Genomic DNA, 17731 nt, shown 5'->3' on the forward strand with positions numbered 1-17731 from the left:
CGCCCCGCCGGACACGCGAGAGGGCCCCCGCGGCTGCGGAGGCCCTCGTCACGTGCGGCCGTGGTGCGGCGTCACGCCGGGACCGAGGCCACCCCCCGCTCCAGGAACGGCTTGCCGTTGACCCGCTCGGAGACACCCTCGCGGTCCAGGTACGGCGTGATGCCGCCCAGGTGGAAGGGCCAGCCGGCACCGGTGATCAGGCACAGGTCGATGTCCTGGGCCTCGGCGACGACGCCCTCGTCGAGCATGAGCCCGATCTCCCGCGCCACCGCGTCCAGCACCCGCGCCCGCACCTGCTCCCCGGTCAGGACGGTGTCGCCCTGCTTCAGCAGCGCGGCGACCTCCGGGTCCAGCTCGGGCCGGCCGCTGTCGTGGACGTAGAAGCCGCGCTTGCCGGCCTCGACGACCGCCTTGAGGTTGGGGGAGACGGTGAAGCGGTCCGGGAACGCCGCGTTCAGCGTCTCCGAGACGTGCAGGCCGATCGCCGGTCCGACCAGCTCCAGCAGGACCAGCGGGGACATCGGCAGGCCGAGCGGCTCGACCGCCTTCTCCGCGACCTCGACGGGGGTGCCCTCGTCGATGACGTTCTGGATCTCGCCCATGAAGCGGGTCAGGATGCGGTTGACGACGAACGCCGGGGCGTCCTTGACCAGCACCGCGGTCTTCTTCAGCTTCTTGGCCACGGCGAACGCGGTGGCGAGCGAGGCGTCGTCCGTCCGCTCGCCGCGCACGATCTCCAGCAGCGGCAGGATCGCGACCGGGTTGAAGAAGTGGAAGCCGACGACCCGCTCGGGGTGCTTCAGCTTCGAGGCCATCTCGGAGACCGAGAGGGACGAGGTGTTCGTCGCCAGGATCGCGTGTGCCGGGGCGACCGCCTCGACCTCCGCGAACACCTGCTGCTTGACGCCGATCTCCTCGAAGACGGCCTCGATGACGAAGTCCGCGTCCGCGAAGCCCTCGGCCTTGTCCAGCACACCGCTGACCAGCGCCTTGAGCCGGTTGGCCTTGTCCTGGCCGATCCGGCCCTTGCCGAGCAGCTTGTCGATCTCGGCGTGGACGTAGCCCACGCCCTTGTCGACGCGCTCCTGGTCGATGTCGGTCAGCACGACCGGCACCTCCAGGCGGCGCAGGAAGAGCAGCGCGAGCTGGCTCGCCATCAGACCGGCGCCGACCACGCCCACCTTGGTGACCGGGCGGGCCAGGCTCTTGTCCGGGGCGCCGGCCGGGCGCTTGCCGCGCTTCTGCACCAGGTTGAAGGCGTAGATGCCGGACCGGAGTTCGCCGCCCATGATGAGGTCGGCGAGGGCCTGGTCCTCGGCGTCGAAGCCCGCCTGGAGGTCGCCGTCCTTGGCGGCGGCGATGATGTCCAGGGCGCGGTAGGCGGCCGGGGCGGCGCCGTGCACCTTGGAGTCCGCGAGGAAGCGGCCCTTGGCCACGGCCTGGTCCCAGCCCTCGCCGCGGTCGATCGCCGGACGCTCGACGGCGATCTCGCCCTTGAGCACGGCCGCCGTCCAGATCAGGGACTGCTCCAGGAAGTCCGCGCCCTCGAAGAGCGCGTCCGCGATGCCGAGCGCGTGGACCTGCTCGCCCTTGAGCTGCCGGTTCTGGTTGAGGCTGTTCTCGATGATCACCGAGATGGCCTTCTCGGCACCGATCAGGTTCGGCAGCAGGGTGCAGCCGCCCCAGCCCGGGACCAGGCCGAGGAAGACCTCGGGCAGCGAGAAGGCGGGCAGGGCCGCGGAGACCGTGCGGTAGGTGCAGTGCAGGCCGATCTCGACCCCGCCGCCCATGGCCGCGCCGTTGTAGTACGCGAAGGTCGGCACGGCCAGCGTCGCCAGCCGCTTGAAGACGTCGTGGCCGCCCTTGCCGATGGCCAGCGCGTCCTCGTGCCGCTTCAGCAGCTCGACGCCCTTGAGGTCGGCGCCGACCGCGAAGATGAACGGCTTGCCGGTGACGCCGGCACCGGCGATCTCACCGGCCGCGGCCTCCTTCTCGACCTGGTCGATCGCGGCGTCGATGTTCGCCAGCGACTGCGGGCCGAGCGTGGTCGGCTTGGTGTGGTCGTGGCCGTTGTCCAGGGTGATCAGCGCGAAGCGCCCGGCACCCAGCGGCAGGTCGAAGTGGCGTACGTGCGCCTGCGTGACGACCTCGCCCGGGAACAGCTCGGCCGCGCCCTTCAACAGTTCAGCGGTGGTGCTCACTTGTCCCCCTCGAAGTGCGGGTTCTCCCAGATGACCGTGGCGCCCATGCCGAAGCCGACGCACATGGTGGTGAGGCCGTAACGGACCTGCGGCTGGTCCTCGAACTGGCGGGCGAGCTGGGTCATCAGCCGGACGCCGGAGGAGGCCAGCGGGTGGCCGAAGGCGATGGCGCCGCCGTACTGGTTGACGCGCGGGTCGTCGTCGGCGATGCCGTAGTGCTCCAGGAAGGCGAGGACCTGGACGGCGAACGCCTCGTTGATCTCGAACAGGCCGATGTCGGAGATGGAGAGCCCCGCCTGGGCGAGGGCCTTCTCCGTGGCCGGGATCGGGCCGTACCCCATGACCTCGGGCTCCACTCCGGCGAAGGAGTAGGAGACCAGGCGCATCTTGACCGGCAGCCCGTTCTCGCGGGCGAAGTCCTCGGAGGCGATGAGCGAGGCGGTGGCGCCGTCGTTGAGACCGGCCGCGTTGCCCGCGGTGACCCGGCCGTGGACGCGGAACGGCGTCTTGAGCCCGGCCAGGTTCTCCAGGGTGGTCCCCGGGCGCATCGGCTCGTCGGCGGTGACCAGGCCCCAGCCGGTCTCGCCGCCCTCGGGGGTGGTGCGGCGCACCGAGACCGGCACCAGGTCGGCCTGGATCTTGCCGTCGGCGTACGCCTTGGCGGCCTTCTCCTGGGAGCGCACGGCGTACTCGTCGGCGCGCTGCTTGGTGATGTCCGGGTAGCGGTCGTGCAGGTTCTCGGCGGTCATGCCCATGAAGAGGGCGGACTCGTCGACCAGCTTCTCGGAGACGAACCGCGGGTTCGGGTCCACGCCCTCGCCCATCGGGTGGCGGCCCATGTGCTCGACACCGCCCGCGATGGCGACGTCGTAGGCGCCGAAGGCGACGGAGCCGGCCACCGAGGTCACGGCCGTCAGCGCGCCCGCGCACATCCGGTCGATGGAGTAGCCGGGGACCGAGGTGGGCAGGCCCGCGAGGATGCCCGCGGTGCGGCCGATGGTCAGGCCCTGGTCGCCGATCTGCGTGGTCGCGGCGACGGCGACCTCGTCGATCTTCTTCGGGTCGAGTCCGGGGTTGCGGCGCAGCAGCTCCCGGATCGCCTTCACGACGAGGTCGTCGGCGCGGGTCTCGTGGTAGATGCCCTTCGGGCCCGCCTTGCCGAACGGGGTGCGGACGCCGTCGACGAAGACGACGTCCCTGACGGTACGAGGCACGATGGCTCTCCTCCAGGGTGCGGGGTGGCACTACTGCGGCACGCATGCGCTGAGCGCGCGCTCAGGGTCATGCTACTTGTGGGTAACGTAGCTGCCCAGTCCCCCCGCCCGGAGCGGTGAACGTCACACCCCGCCGGGGGCACCTCGGGCGCCCGGCCGAGTCCCCGCGGGCACCGGTTCGCGGACGGGAGTCCGGTACGGGAGAGCCCCCCGGGCACGTTGGCGAGAAATCGACCCTGCCGACATACCGAGAATCCGCCCCAAGACCGACACGCCGGGCGGGCCGGGCCGGGGTGTGGTGCGGGTGTGGGTGCGACACGCCGGGGGTGCGGTGCGGGGGTCGACGCGCCGGGTGCGACACGCCGAGGGTGCGGCACGAGGGTCGACGCGCCGGGTGCGAGACATGCCGGGGGTGCGGCACGGGGGCCGACACACGCGGGTGCGACACGCCGGGGTCGGGCATCGGAGACGACCCGCCGGAGCCGACACGCCGAGGCCGGTGCGCGAGAGCCGACACGCCGGGCGACGACACACCGGGGACCCGGCACCGGTGGCGACGACGCGCCGGGCCCGGGACGGGCGCCCGGGTACGCCGACGCCCCCGGGGCCGGGACCCCGGGGGCGTGCGATCGCGTATGGCGCGGACCCCGGGCTATGCCTCCGGCTCCGCCGCCAGCGCCGTCACCAGCACCGGCGTCACCTGCTCCACCTGCCAGGGCCGCGCCCCGTACCCGGCGAGGGACGCCGCCACGGTGTCCGCGTCGGCCGGCTTCGGCGGCTCCCAGCAGACCCGGCGCACGGTGTCCGGGGAGATCAGGTTCTCCTGCGGCATCGACAGCCGCTCGGCCAGCGCCGAGACCGCCGTACGGGCCGCGGAGAGCCGGGCCGCGGCGGCCGGGTCCTTGTCGGCCCAGGCCCGCGGCGGCGGGGGGCCGGTCACCGGCTGGCCGGGCTGCGGCAACTGGGACTCCGTCATGGCCTTCACCCGGTCCACCGCCGCCTGCCACTGCTCCAGTTGCCGGCGGTTCATCCGCCCGAAGCCGTTCAGCGCGGCCAGCGCGGACGCGTGCGCCGGCACCGCGAGCGCCGCCTCGACGATCGCCGCGTCACCGAGCACCTTGCCGGGGGAGACGTCCCGCCGCTGGGCGATCCGGTCCCGGGTCTGCCACAGCTCCCGCACCACCGCCAACTGCCGCCGCCGGCGCACCTTGTGCATGCCGGACGTACGCCGCCACGGGTCCTTGCGTGGCTCCGCCGGCGGGGCCGAGGCGATCGCGTCGAACTCCTGCCGCGCCCACTCCAGCTTGCCCTGCCGGTCCAGCTCCTTCTCCAGCGCGTCCCGCAGGTCGACGAGGAGCTCCACGTCGAGGGCCGCGTAGCGCAGCCAGGGGTCGGGCAGCGGGCGGGTGGACCAGTCGACGGCCGAGTGGCCCTTCTCCAGGCTGTAGCCCAGGACGTTCTCCACCATCGCGCCGAGCCCGACCCGGGGGAACCCGGCGAGCCGTCCGGCCAGCTCGGTGTCGAAGAGGCTCGCGGGCAGCATCCCTATCTCGCGGAGGCAGGGCAGATCCTGAGTGGCGGCGTGCAGCACCCACTCGGTACCGGAGAGCGCGGCGCCCAGTCCCGACAGGTCGGGGCAGGCCACCGGGTCGATCAGCGCCGTACCGGCACCGGCGCGGCGCAGTTGCACCAGATAGGCGCGCTGCCCGTAGCGGTAGCCGGAGGCGCGCTCGGCGTCGACGGCGACGGGGCCGGTCCCGGCGGCGAAGGCGGCGGTCACGCGGTCCAGCGCGGAGGCGTCCGCGACCACGGGCGGCACGCCCTCACGCGGGTCGAGCAAGGGGATCGGCGCCTCGGTCACAGAAGATCCGGCGTCGTCCGGAGGGGCGCCTCCGGTGGTTCGCAGTGAACGGTCTGCTGCGGTTTCGTGGGCGTCGGTCACCTGTCAAGGGTATCCGTACCGACCGGTGCCCGACGGGCGCCTACGCTCGGAAACGAGGGTGGCCAGCCAAAACTGGCCTCGGCACCGGCGCACGCCCCCGCACGGGCCCGGCGCCGACGCCGCCGCACGCCCGGACGACACCCCGTCCACGCCCGCACCAGCGAGAACGGAACCACCATGACCCCCTGGGCCACCCGCCCCGAGACCGCCGCCGACGCCGAGGCCGTCCGCGCCGTCAACCTCGCCGCCTTCTCCACCCCGGGGGAGGCCGATCTCGTCGAGGCCCTGCGCGCCGACCCGGAGGCGTGGATCGAGGGCCTGTCCCTGCTCGCCGTCGACCCCGACGGCACCCCGGTCGGCCACGCCCTGCTCACCCGCTGCCACGTCGGCGGCCGGCCGGCGCTCGCGCTGGCCCCCTGCGCGGTGCTGCCCCGGGCGCAGCGCAGCGGCGCCGGGTCCGCGGCCGTCCGCGCCGCCCTGGCCGCCGCCCGCGAGCGGGGCGAGAACCTCGTCGTCGTCCTCGGCCACGCCACCTACTACCCGCGCTTCGGCTTCACCCCGGCCTCCCGCTTCGGCATCCGCGCGCCCTTCGACGCCCCCGACGAGTCCCTGATGGCACTCGCGCTGGACGAGGGACGCCCGGTCCCGTCCGGCACCATTCGGTACGCCCCCGCCTTCGGCGTCTGACGGTCCGTCAGGCCGTCCGGGCCCGCCCCCACCCCGTACGACGGCGAACGGCGCTCGCCCCGTACGACGGCGAACGGCGCCCGCCGACGGAACGTTCCGTCGGCGGGCGCCGGGAGGGCGGGCGAGCGGGCCGGGCGGGGGCTCGGGCTCGATCGCGCCGGGGGAGGGGGCGGGGGAGGGAGGGGACGGCAAGGGGAGCGGGGTCAGTGGATGATGCCGGTGCGCAGCGCCACCGCGACCATCCCGGCACGGTCGCCGGTGCCGAGCTTGCGGGCGATGCGGGCGAGGTGGCTCTTGACGGTCAGGGCGGAGAGGCCCATCGAGACGCCGATCGCCTTGTTGGACTGGCCCTCCGCCACCAGCCGCAGCACCTCGACCTCACGGCCGGAGAGCTCGCGGTAGCCGCCCGGGTGGCTCGGGGCGCCCGGCGGGCGGCGGTGCAGGCGGGCGGCGGCGGCACCGATCGGGGCGGCGCCCGGACGGCTGGGGAGCCCGATGTTGGTGCGGGTGCCGGTGACGACGTAGCCCTTCACACCGCCGGCGAGGGCGTTGCGTACGGCGCCGATGTCGTCGGCGGCGGAGAGGGCCAGTCCGTTGGGCCAGCCCGCGGCGCGGGTCTCCGACAGCAGGGTCAGACCCGAGCCGTCGGGGAGGTGGACGTCGGCGACGCAGATGTCGCGCGGGTTGCCGATGCGCGGACGGGCCTCCGCGACGGACGAGGCTTCGATGACGTCGCGCACACCGAGCGCCCACAGATGGCGGGTGACGGTGGAACGGACGCGCGGGTCGGCCACGACGACCATGGCGGTCGGCTTGTTCGGGCGGTAGGCGACCAGGCTTGCGGGCTGCTCGAGGAGAACGGACACCAGGCCTCCTGGGGTGCGGGACGGGACCGGCTCGTGGGGGTGGAGCCGGGGGGCGAACCGTGCTTTCAAGGTCACAGTCGTCTTCGGCATCGATCGCGCCCGCCTTTAGAAAATGATCACGATCTGGTGAGTAACAATCCGAGCAATTCGGACACGCTGTCGATCATTCGAAGACCGAACGGTTTCACTCGGTGTCTAAACACGGTCGAAAGTGGCCGTATCGACAAAGTGACCTACGGCGAACGGGTGAACGGAGGGTTGGGCGCGGTGAGGGTGGTGAGGGAGGGGTCCGCGGGCCGCGCGGGAGGAGAGGGCCGGCCCCCGTACACACGCGTCGCCCGGTCCGGCCGCGACGGGGATGTCGGGGACCGGACCGGGCGACGGGAGGGTGCCGAGGCGCCGAGGTCCGAGGTTCTGGGGTGCCGCGGTGCCGAGGCGCCGGGCGGAGCCGGTGAGGCAGTCGGTGGGGCGGTCGGTGGGGGAGTCGGTGGGGGAGTCGGTAGGAGGGAGGGGGAGGGGGAAGGGCAGGAAGGGCGCGGGTCAGCGTGACTGCGGGCCGCGCCGCTGCGGCAGCGTCACGACCGACGCGTCGCCCGGACCGGCCGGCGGCAGCCCCGCGACCTGCGCCAGCAGATCGCACCAGGACGCCAGGTGCGCGGCGGTGTCCGGGACCCCGCCCAGCCCCTCCCGGGGCGTCCAGGACGCCCGGATCTCGATCTGCGAGGCCGACGGGCGGGCCGACAGGCCGCCGAAGTAGTGGGAGCCGGCCCGTGTCACCGTGCCGCTGGGCTCGCCGTACGTCAGGCCGCGGGCCTGGAGCGCGCCCGTCAGCCAGGACCAGCACACCTCGGGCAGCAGCGGGTCGGCGGCCATCTCCGCCTCCAGCTCCGCCCGCACCAGCGTCACCAGCCGGAAGGTGCCGTGCCAGCCGTCGTGCCCGGCCGGATCGTGCAGCAGCACCAGCCGCCCGTCGGCCAGGTCCTCGTCGCCGTCGACGACCGCGGCCTCCAGCGCGTACGCGTACGGCGCCAGCCTCTTCGGCGCCGGTGTCGTCTCCACCTCGATCTGCGGGCGCAGCCGTGCCGCCCGCAACGCCTCGACGGCCGCCGCGAACGGTGGCGGCGCCGTGCCGTCCGTAGGCCGGAGGCCCCCCTCGGTGTCCTTCTGATCGTCCATGTCGCCAGCGCCGTCCGACAGTCGTCCCTGAGCCGCAGCCATGCGGGGAAGATTAGGCGGAATGCCGCCCCCGTGCAGGGAGGGACACCCCCGTTCGAGTGCGATGGCCGGATCGCACGCCGCCGGCCGGTCCGGCCGGGCCCCTTCGCGGATGTGCGCCCGCGAATCGGGGGCGGACCCACCCATGGGCCGGAGCACCGGCGGACCATGGGACACTGGCCGGTGTGAGTGAGAACCAGAGCCCTGCGGGCAACCAGCAGACCGCCGCGTACGACTCCGCGTTCCTCAAGGCGTGCAGGCGTGAGCCGGTGCCGCACACGCCCGTGTGGTTCATGCGGCAGGCCGGACGCTCACTGCCGGAGTACCTCAAGGTGCGCGAGGGCATCCCGATGCTCGAATCGTGCATGCGTCCCGACCTGGTGGCCGAGATCACCCTCCAGCCGGTGCGCCGGCACGGCGTGGACGCGGCGATCTACTTCAGCGACATCGTCGTGCCGCTCAAGGCCATCGGCATCGACCTCGACATCAAGCCGGGCGTCGGCCCGGTCGTCGAGCAGCCGATCCGCTCCCGGGCGGACCTGGCGCGGCTGCGCGACCTGACCCCCGACGACGTCTCCTACGTCACCGAGGCGATGGGCATCCTCACCGGCGAGCTGGGCGCCACCCCGCTCATCGGCTTCGCGGGAGCGCCGTTCACCCTCGCCAGCTACCTGGTGGAGGGCGGCCCGTCCCGCAACCACGAGCACACCAAGGCGCTGATGTACGGCGACCCGCAGCTCTGGGCCGACCTGCTGGACCGCCTCGCCGAGATCACCACCGCCTTCCTCAAGGTGCAGATCGAGGCCGGCGCGAGCGCCGTCCAGCTCTTCGACTCCTGGGTCGGCGCGCTCGCCCCCGTCGACTACCGCCGCTCGGTGCTGCCCGCCTCCCGCAAGGTCTTCGACGCCGTCGAGGGCCTCGGCGTGCCCCGCATCCACTTCGGCGTCGGCACCGGTGAGCTGCTGGGCCCGCTCGGCGAGGCCGGCGCGGACGTCGTCGGCGTCGACTGGCGCGTCCCGCTGGACGAGGCCGCCCGCCGGGTCGGCCCCGGCAAGGCGCTCCAGGGCAACCTCGACCCCGCCGTCCTCTTCGCGCCGACCGCGGCCGTCGAGGCCAAGACCGACGAGATCCTGGACGCGGCGGCCGGCCTGGAGGGCCACGTCTTCAACCTCGGTCACGGCGTCCTGCCGACCACCGACGCGGACGCGCTGACCCGCCTCGTGGAGTACGTCCACACGCGGACGGCCCGCTGACGCACCCGGCGCGCGGCGCGCACTCCGGCGGCAGGCCGCCGGGTGCGCGCCGCGCCCGTTCCACCGCCCCTGTGTCCAGGGGTTGTTGACACTCACCGGCATGATGTCCCCCACGAACACTGCCGGAACCTTGCAATGCGCACGGATCTTCCCTCGGGCAGCATGGTCCGCGGGGAGCACACCGGATGGTTCCGGTGCCGGAGCCCGGCAGGTGACCGGCACCGGAGCCCCGGGGGCCGCGCCGACCCGGACGAGCGGGACGCGCGGACACGGACGAGCGGGACGCGCGGACACGGACGACGGGGGTGGGGGAATGCGCACGTTGGCGACGGTCACGAGGACCGGCCTGGCCACCCTCCTGCCGGCCACCGCCCGCACCGCGACCGGCGTCGCCGGCCGCGACACGGACACCGACCCGCGCGCCCGGCTCCTGGGCGGCGAGCCCGTGCCGTCCGTCATCTCCCCGCTGACCTGCCTCTTCGTACGGCCGCTGCATCGACTGCGCCCCGACGAACCCGAGTCCGGGCCCGCCGGTGACGCGGGCCCGGACGGCCGTCGGCCGGCGGCGCGCGCCCCGCGCGTGCGCGCCGCCTGAGCCGCATCACCCAGGGGGCTTCGCCAGACGTGCCGCCGGGGTGGCGCCGAGCCGCTGTGCACGGGCCACGGGGCCCGAGCCGTACCGCGGGCCGGCACCTCCCGAGGCGGACCGTCCGAGCCGTGCTCCCGCGCCGCACCGCCGCTTCGGCGCCCGTGCGGACCGCACGCTCCCACTCTTCACGCCGCAAGGACGTATGCCATGAACACCATGACCATGGGCATCGCCGCGCTCGCCGCCGCCTGCCTGCTCATCCTCTTCGCGCTCTCCGCGCTCTTCCGCAAGGTGGAGCAGGGCAAGGCGCTGATCGTCTCCAAGCTGCGGAAGGTCGACGTCTCCTTCACCGGGCAGGTCGTGCTGCCGGTGCTGCACAAGGCCGAGGTGATGGACATCTCGGTGAAGACCATCGAGATCACCCGGGCCGGCCGCGAGGGCCTGATCTGCCAGGACAACATCCGTGCCGACATCCGGATCTCCTTCTTCGTCCGGGTCAACAAGACCGCCGAGGACGTCATCCGGGTCGCCCAGGCTGTCGGCACCGCGCGGGCCAGTGACCGGGACACGCTCCAGGAGCTGTTCCACGCCAAGTTCTCCGAGGCCCTCAAGACGGTCGGCAAGCAGCTCGACTTCACCGACCTCTACACCAAGCGCGAGGAACTGCGCTTCCGCATCATCGAGGTCATCGGCGTCGACCTGAACGGCTACCACCTGGAGGACGCGGCGATCGACTACCTGGAGCAGACGCCGCTGGCCCAGCTCGACCCGGCCAACGTCCTCGACGCCCAGGGCATCCGCAAGATCACCGAAATGACCGCCGTGGAGCACGTGCGCACCAACGAGGCGCAGCGCACCGAGGAGAAGGAGATCACCCGGCAGGACGTCGACGCCCGGGAAGCCATCCTGGAGCTGGAGCGGCGCCGCACGGACGCCGAGATCAAGCAGAAGCGGGAGATCGAGACCGTGCGGGCCCGCGAGGAGGCCGAGACGGCGCGGGTGGTCGAGGAGGAGCGGCTGCGGGCGCAGAGCGCCTTCCTGAAGACGGAGGAGGAGCTGGGGGTCCAGCGGGAGAACCAGGCCCGCGAGGTCGCCGTCGCCGCGAAGAACCGCGAGCGGGTCATCGCCATCGAGAGCGAGCGCATCGAGAAGGACCGCCTCCTGGAGGTCATCGCCCGGGAGCGGGAGACCCAGCTCACCCGGATCGCCGCCGAGAAGGAGCTGGAGGCGGAGCGGCGCGAGATCGCCGAGGTCATCCGCGAGCGGGTCGCCGTGGACCGTACGGTCGCCGAGCAGGAGGAGTCCATCAAGAAGCTGCGCGCCGTCGAGGAGGCGGAGCGCGACCGGCAGGCGGTGGTCATCGCGGCCGAGGCGGAGGCGCAGGAGCGGCTCGTCAAGGACATCAAGGCCGCGGAGGCCGCCGAACAGGCCGCCGTCCACCGCGCCGCCGAGGAACTCTCCCTGGCCGAGGCCCGGTTGAAGAGCGCCGACCTCGACGCGCGGGCCAAGCTGCGGCTCGCCGAGGGCATCCAGGCCGAGCGGGCCGCCGAGGGGCTGGCCGCCGTCCAGGTCCGGGAGAAGGAGGCCGAGGTCATCGAGAAGGCCGGCCGCGCGGAGGCCGAGGCCACCGAGGCACGGCTGCGGGCCGAGGCGGAGGGCGCGCGGGCCCGCGCGCTGGCCGAGGCGGAGAGCATCGGCGGCAAGCTGAAGGCGGAGGCGGAGGGCCTGACCGCGAAGGCCGCGGCGATGGCCGCCCTCGACGAGGCGTCCCGTACCCACGAGGAGTACCGGCTGCGGCTGGAGGCGGAGAAGGAGATCCGCCTCGCCGGGCTGGACGCCCAGCGGCAGATCGCCGAGGCCCAGGCCACCGTGCTCGCCACCGGTCTGGAGAACGCCGACATCGACATCGTCGGCGGGGAGACCGTTTTCTTCGACCGGCTCATGTCCTCGATCGCGCTCGGCAAGGGGCTCGACGGCTTCGTCGGCAGCTCCGAGACCGCGCAGGCGCTGGCGCGGCCCTGGCTGGACGGCTCGTCGAGCTTCACCGACGATCTCACCCGCGTCCTCGGCTCGGTCTCCACGGCCGACGTGCAGAACCTGACCGTCTCCGCGCTGCTGCTCCGGCTCATGGGCGACGGGGGCCCGCACGCCGGGGGCCTGCGGCAACTGCTGGACAAGGCCGCCGAGCTGGGCCTCGGCGACCTGCCCCTCTCGGCGGTCGCCGGACCGGTCCTCGCCGGCCGGGGCACGGAACTCGCCCCGGCGTCCCACGTCAACGGCCACGGGGCGCCTGCCGGCGGGGGAGCGGGCTGACGGTGCCGGGCGCCTGCCGGCGGGGAGCGGGCCGGCGGTGCCCTTCCGGGCCGGCCGGGCGGGGTCAGCGTGCCCTTCCGGGCCGGCCGGGCGGGGCCACCGTGCCCTTCCGGGCCGGGGTGGCGGTACGCCGGTGACAGTGGTGGCTCACCGGGGCGGTGGGGCTGGTGGGGCGGTCGCGTGGGTAGGGGGCGGTGCCTCCGAGGCCCGATCCCGGTGCGCCGGACCGGCCGCTTCGCCCCGTGACGGGGCGGGCTAGGGGGTTGGGCATACGGGGGCCGGGCTCGCCCGGCGGGGGCCTCGTACGGCATGACGCTGCGACGGCATGGCCCCGGCCGTGCCGCCCCCGGCCCGCCCGGCCGCACCCCGCCCCTGCGGCGGGCCGCCCTCCGGCGACCGACCGCCCCCCGGCGACCGGCGCCCTCCGATGGCCAACCGCCTCCCCGGCGACCGACGCACCCGGCGACCGACCGTCCTCCCCGGCGACCAGCCGCCCCCCGGCGGCCAGCCGCCCGCCCCCCACGACTGACTGAGAGGTGTGCCATGACCACCGGTCTCGATGCCGGTACGTACGAGGTGTTGCGTGACCGGCTGGCCGCGCAGGCCGCCGAGCTGGCCCGGCGGGCCGAGGCGCTCGACGCCCGGCGGGTCGAGGAGTTCGGGTCGCTGCGGCTCGGGCTCGCCGGCACCGGGCGGCTGCGCACCGGGCAGCCCAGCGTGCCCCGCGACACCGTGGCCGTCGCCGACGCGCTCCTGCTCGGCCACAACACCACGCCGAGCCGCGGCGCCGACACCGCCGTCGGGGACGTGTTCGCGCTGTACGACCGTGAACTGAACCCCCTTCCCGAGGATTCCGTCCCCGGGCTGCTCGACGACCCCGGATTCGTACACGAGTTCGCCGCGCTGCACCGCTACTATCGGCAGGCCCGCCTGCTGCGGCTGCGCCGCGTCGAGGGCCGGCTGCTCGCCGTCTTCCAGACCGGCGAGAAGACCGACGACATCCGCGTACTGCGCTGGGAGCTGACGGACGACGGCCGGGCCGCCTTCCTCGACGCCCGCGGCGAACGCGACCACGTCCTGCCGCCCGCCCACGACTTCACCTGGACCGAGACCACCCGCGAGGACCACGTCCTCGGCCGGCACCCGCACGTCTCCGTGGGCGGCGAGGTCTTCGTCACCACCGTCGGCGGCGCCCTCACCGTCAAGCGGGAGAACGACACCGAGACCCCCGACGGCATCCACCGCGAGTCGGTCGCCGAACCGCTTCAGTCCCTCGCCGACGCGGACATCGCCCACGCCCGGGTCGGCGCGCTGATCCTGCTGCGCGTCCGCCCGTACAAGGAGGACGCCGACCGCTATCTGGTCCACAACACCCTCACCGGGACCGTGCTCCGCCTCGACGGCATCGGGCAGGCGTGCCGGCGGCTCCCCGAGGACCAGGGCATCGTCTTCCCCGGCGGCTACTGCCTGGCCGCCGGTCCGCACAAGCTCTTCGACACCGTCGACACCGACGGGCTGGAGTTCGAGCGGGCGGTGCGCTCGCCCAACGGCGAGGACATCCTCTTCGCCTTCCACGCGCCGGTGACCGGCCGGAGCCTGCTGCTGCCGTACAACATGATCCGCAAGGAGATCGCCACCCCGCTCCCCTGCACGGGCTGGGCCCTCTTCGACGACGGCACCCTGGCGCTGCTGCGCTCCGGCGAGGAACCGGCCCGCGTGCACACCCTCCAGTCGTGGCACTCGCCCTACCTCTCCGACACCCACGCCGCCACCCTGCCCACCGGCACCGGAGCGCTCGCCCGCGTCGGCAACGCCGACCTCGTCCGTGGCATCTCCGACTGCCTCTCCATCACCCGCGCCGTCACCGAGACCACCCCCACCAGCGAGGTGTACGAGGAACTGGCCGCCGCCTGCGTCCGGCTCGCGGACTCCTGCCACTGGCTGGACGAGCCGGAACTCGGCTCCCTGCACGAGCCGTTGGCCGAGGTGCGGGCCACCGCCGAGCAGGTGACGGCCGAGTTCCGCACCGTCCAGGAGCTGACCCGGCACGCCGCCGAACGGCTGGACGAGGCCGCCGGACGGCTCGACGCGGTGGTGCGCCGGCTGCGCGGCGAGAGCCCCCGCGACGCCGCCGCCTGGGTCACCGGACTGACAGAACTGCGCCGCGCCCAGGGACAGTTGCTCTCCCTGAAGGAGCTGCGCCACCTCGACTCCGAGCGGCTGGAGGAACTGGCCGAGGGCGCCGAGGCCGACCTCGCCTCCTTCGGCCGGCGGGCCGTCACCCACCTGGCCCGCGACGAGGCGTTCGCCGGTCACCACGCCGACGTCGAGGAACTGCTCGACGCCGCCGGGGCCGTCACGACCGTCGCCGAGACCGCGCCCGTCGCCGCCCGCCTGGACGAGCTGGGCGACCGGCTGCGCACCGTCACCGAGGTCGTCGCCGGCCTCGAATTCGGCGACGCCACCGTCCGTACCGCCGTACTGGAGCGGATCGCGGCCGTCCTCGGCGGGGTCAACCGGGTCCGCGCCACCCTCGGCAACCGGCGCCGCGAACTCCTCGACCGCGAGGAACGGGCCGCGTTCGCCGCCGAGTTCGCGCTGCTCGGACAGTCCGTGACCGGCGCCCTCGCGGCGGCCGGCAGCCCCGAGGCGTGCGACGAGCAACTGGCCCGCGTCCTCGTCCAGGTGGAGAACCTGGAGTCGCGGTTCGGCGAGTTCGACGACTTCCTCGGTGAACTCGCCGACAAACGCGACGAGGTGCACGAGGCGTTCGCCGCCCGCAAGCAGACCCTCGCGGACGCGCGGGCCCGCCGCGCCGAACGCCTCGCCGACTCGGCCGCCCGCGTCCTCGCCACCGTGACCCGCCGGGCCGCCGCCCTGCCCGACGCGGACGCCGTCACCGCCTACTTCACCTCCGACCCGATGCCCGGCAAGGTCCGCCGCATCGCCGACGACCTGCGCGCCGAGGGCGACACGGTCCGCGCCGAGGAGATCGGCGGCCGCCTGGAGGCCGCCCGCCAGGAGGCGTTGCGCGCCCTGCGCGACCGCACCGACCTGTACGCCGACGACGGCCGCGCCCTGCGGCTCGGGGACCACCACTTCGCCGTCAACACCCAGCCGCTCGACCTCGGCCTGGTCCCGGACGGCGACGGCCTCTGCTTCGCGCTCGGCGGCACCGACTACCGCCGCCCGGTCACCGACCCCGGCTTCGCCGCCACCCGCCCCTACTGGGACCGCCCCCTGCGCTCGGAGTCGCCCGAGGTCTACCGCGCCGAACACCTCGCCGCCCGGCTCCTGGACGAACACGGCCCGCGGGCCCTGGCCGGGGCCGACCTGCCCGCCCTGGTGGCGCGGGCGGCGCAGGCCGCGTACGACGAGGGGTACGAGCGCGGCGTCCACGACCACGACGCCGTACTGATCCTGCGCGCGCTGCTCGCCCTCTACGACGCCGCCGGGCCGCTGCGCCACGAGCCCGCCGCGCGCGCCGCCGCCCAGCTCTTCTGGGCCCACGACGCCACCGCCGCCGAGCGCGAGGAGTGGACCCGGCGCGCACGGTCGCTGGAGCGGGCCCGCGCCGCCTTCGGCCGGGCACCCGGCGCCGACGGCCTGCGCGCCGAACTCGCCGGGGCCATCGGCGGCCCCACCGCGAGCGCCGCCGCCTCCTACCTCTTCGAGGAACTCACCACCGGGCCCGAGGGCTTCGTCCTCGGCGCCGCGACCGGCGCCCTGCTCGACGCCTTCCGCGGCGCCGTCGACGGACCCGCCTACGACGAGGACCTGGCCGCGCTCACCGACCCGGCCGCCCGCCGCCAGCTCGTCGAGGCGTGGCTCACCGCGTACACCGCCGCCGCCGGCACCGAACTCGCCCCCGGCGACCTGGCCGAGGCCGTCGCCGCCGAACTCTGCCCGGACCTGCCCCGCTACCCCTGCGAGGCGCCGCTGACCACGACCGTCGAGGGGCTCCTCGGCAGCCACCCGCGGCTGACCGGTCGCAGTCTCACCGTCCGGATCGACGAACTCCTCGCCCGCACCCGCCGGTTCCGCGCCCACGACGTGCCCCAGCACCGCGCCTACCAGCGCCGCCGCACCGAACTGGTGGCCGCCGAGCGCGCCCGGCTGCGCCTGGACGAGCACCGGCCGCGGGTCATGTCCGCGTTCGTGCGCAGCCGGCTCATCGACGAGGTCTACCTGCCGCTGATCGGCGACAGCCTCGCCAAACAGCTCGGCACCACCGGCCCCTCCCGCCGCACCGGCACCGGCGGCCTGCTGCTCCTCGTCTCCCCGCCCGGGTACGGCAAGACGACGCTGATGGAGTACGTCGCCGACCGCCTCGGCCTGCTGCTGGTGAAGGCCGACGGCCCCGCCCTCGGCCGCACCGTGACCTCGCTCGACCCGGCCGAGGCCCCGAACGCGACGGCCCGCCGCGAGGTGGAGAAGATCAACTTCGCGCTGGAGGCGGGCAACAACACCCTCCTGTACCTCGACGACATCCAGCACGTCTCGCCCGAACTGCTCCAGAAGTTCATCCCGTTGTGCGACGCCACCCGCCGGATCGAGGGCGTCCGCGACGGCGAGCCGCACAGCTACGACCTGCGCGGCAAGCGTTTCGCGGTGTGCATGGCCGGAAACCCCTACACCGAGTCCGGCACCCGCTTCAGGGTCCCCGACATGCTCGCCAACCGGGCCGACGTGTGGAACCTCGGCGACGTCCTCACCGGCAAGGAGGAGGCGTTCGCGCTGAGCTTCGTGGAGAACGCGCTCACCGCCAACCCGGTGCTCGCCCCGCTCGCCGGCCGCGACCGCGCCGACCTGGAACTGCTGATCCGGCTGGCCGGCGGCGACCTGGCGGCCCGCGCCGACCGGCTCGCCCACCCGTACCCCCCGGCCGAGCTGGCGGAGATCCTCGCGGTCCTGCGCCACCTGCTCACCGCCCGGGAGACGGTCCTCGCGGTCAACGCGGCCTACATCGCCTCCGCCGCCCGGACCGACGGCAGCCGCACCGAGCCGCCCTTCGGCCTCCAGGGCTCCTACCGCAACATGAACAAGATCGCCCAGCGCGTCCGGCCGGTGATGAACGAGGCCGAGCTGTCCGCCGTCGTCGACGACCACTACGCCGCCGAGGCCCAGACCCTCACCAGCGGCGCCGAGGCCGGCCTCCTCAAACTCGCCGAGCTGCGGCACGCCCTCACCCCCGAGCGGGCCGCGCGCTGGGCCGAGGTCAAGGCCGCCTACGTCCGCGGCCAGGCCCTCGGCGGCGCCGACGAGGACCGGCTGACCCGGGCGGTCGCCGCGCTGACCCTGCTCGCCGACCGCATCGCCGCCGTCGAACAGGCCATCGACCGCGCCGCCGACCCACGCCGCCTGATGACCCGTCCGGCCTTCCAGGTCCCCCCGGTCCCGGTACGCCCGGGTCCGGGGGATTCATGAGGCCCGGCACCTTCACGCCGCGCA

General features: G+C 74.3%; 10 protein-coding genes. 5 read left to right on the forward strand and 5 right to left on the reverse strand.

All coding sequences use genetic code 11. From position 1 onward, the window contains the following. Positions 1-71: 71 nt before the first annotated feature. The 3 genes from J5Y05_RS02100 to J5Y05_RS02110 form a co-directional block, all read right to left on the reverse strand. Complete coding sequence (locus J5Y05_RS02100) at positions 72-2201, reverse strand: 3-hydroxyacyl-CoA dehydrogenase NAD-binding domain-containing protein (protein WP_210867996.1); 2130 nt, start codon at positions 2199-2201, stop codon at positions 72-74. Continuing rightward, a complete protein-coding gene (locus tag J5Y05_RS02105) occupies positions 2198-3415 on the reverse strand; it encodes a thiolase family protein (RefSeq protein WP_210867997.1) in 1218 nt (405 codons plus the stop codon). Before J5Y05_RS02105 ends, J5Y05_RS02100 begins: the two co-directional genes overlap by 4 nt. A 652-nt stretch (positions 3416-4067) precedes the next feature. Beyond that, positions 4068-5357, reverse strand: coding sequence for an HRDC domain-containing protein (locus J5Y05_RS02110; RefSeq protein ID WP_210867998.1), 1290 nt, complete (start codon positions 5355-5357; stop codon positions 4068-4070). A gap of 177 nt (positions 5358-5534) precedes the next feature. Between J5Y05_RS02110 and J5Y05_RS02115 the strand changes: the two genes are divergently transcribed. Beyond that, positions 5535-6044, forward strand: a complete 510-nt coding sequence (locus J5Y05_RS02115) for a GNAT family N-acetyltransferase (RefSeq protein ID WP_210867999.1) — start codon at positions 5535-5537, stop codon at positions 6042-6044. Positions 6045-6247: 203 nt separating this feature from the next. On the opposite strand, the gene J5Y05_RS02120 is transcribed toward J5Y05_RS02115, so the two are convergent. Continuing rightward, positions 6248-6910: a helix-turn-helix transcriptional regulator gene (locus J5Y05_RS02120; protein WP_030420688.1), complete on the reverse strand. Its 663-nt coding sequence runs from the start codon at positions 6908-6910 to the stop codon at positions 6248-6250. Between the two features lie 540 nt (positions 6911-7450). Next, positions 7451-8128, reverse strand: a complete 678-nt coding sequence (locus tag J5Y05_RS02125; RefSeq protein WP_210868000.1) for a DUF3000 domain-containing protein — start codon at positions 8126-8128, stop codon at positions 7451-7453. 182 nt (positions 8129-8310) lie between these two features. On the opposite strand from J5Y05_RS02125, the gene hemE reads away from it, so the two are divergent. From hemE to J5Y05_RS02145, 4 genes are all read left to right on the forward strand, one after another. Then, a complete protein-coding gene (hemE, locus tag J5Y05_RS02130) occupies positions 8311-9378 on the forward strand; it encodes a uroporphyrinogen decarboxylase (protein ID WP_210868001.1) in 1068 nt (355 codons plus the stop codon). A gap of 313 nt (positions 9379-9691) precedes the next feature. Then, entirely contained in the window at positions 9692-9973 is a 282-nt protein-coding gene (locus J5Y05_RS02135; RefSeq protein WP_210868002.1) for a hypothetical protein, read from the forward strand. A 201-nt stretch (positions 9974-10174) separates the two neighbouring features. Continuing rightward, positions 10175-12280, forward strand: a complete 2106-nt coding sequence (locus tag J5Y05_RS02140) for a flotillin family protein (protein ID WP_210868003.1) — start codon at positions 10175-10177, stop codon at positions 12278-12280. Positions 12281-12823: 543 nt separating this feature from the next. Then, positions 12824-17707, forward strand: coding sequence for a DNA repair ATPase (locus J5Y05_RS02145; protein ID WP_210868004.1), 4884 nt, complete (start codon positions 12824-12826; stop codon positions 17705-17707). Positions 17708-17731 lie beyond the last annotated feature (24 nt).

The sequence above is a fragment of the Streptomyces tagetis genome (genome assembly GCF_018069565.1).
Classification (GTDB): domain Bacteria; phylum Actinomycetota; class Actinomycetes; order Streptomycetales; family Streptomycetaceae; genus Streptomyces; species Streptomyces tagetis.

Bases quoted from the DNA above. Each gene is read 5' to 3' on its own strand.
- J5Y05_RS02115 (WP_210867999.1), top strand. From the start codon at position 5,535: ATGACCCCCTGGGCCACCCGCCCCGAGACCGCCGCCGACGCCGAGGCC.
- J5Y05_RS02125 (WP_210868000.1), bottom strand. From the start codon at position 8,128: ATGGCTGCGGCTCAGGGACGACTGTCGGACGGCGCTGGCGACATGGAC.
- J5Y05_RS02135 (WP_210868002.1), top strand. From the start codon at position 9,692: ATGCGCACGTTGGCGACGGTCACGAGGACCGGCCTGGCCACCCTCCTG.
- J5Y05_RS02140 (WP_210868003.1), top strand. From the start codon at position 10,175: ATGAACACCATGACCATGGGCATCGCCGCGCTCGCCGCCGCCTGCCTG.
- J5Y05_RS02145 (WP_210868004.1), top strand. From the start codon at position 12,824: ATGACCACCGGTCTCGATGCCGGTACGTACGAGGTGTTGCGTGACCGG.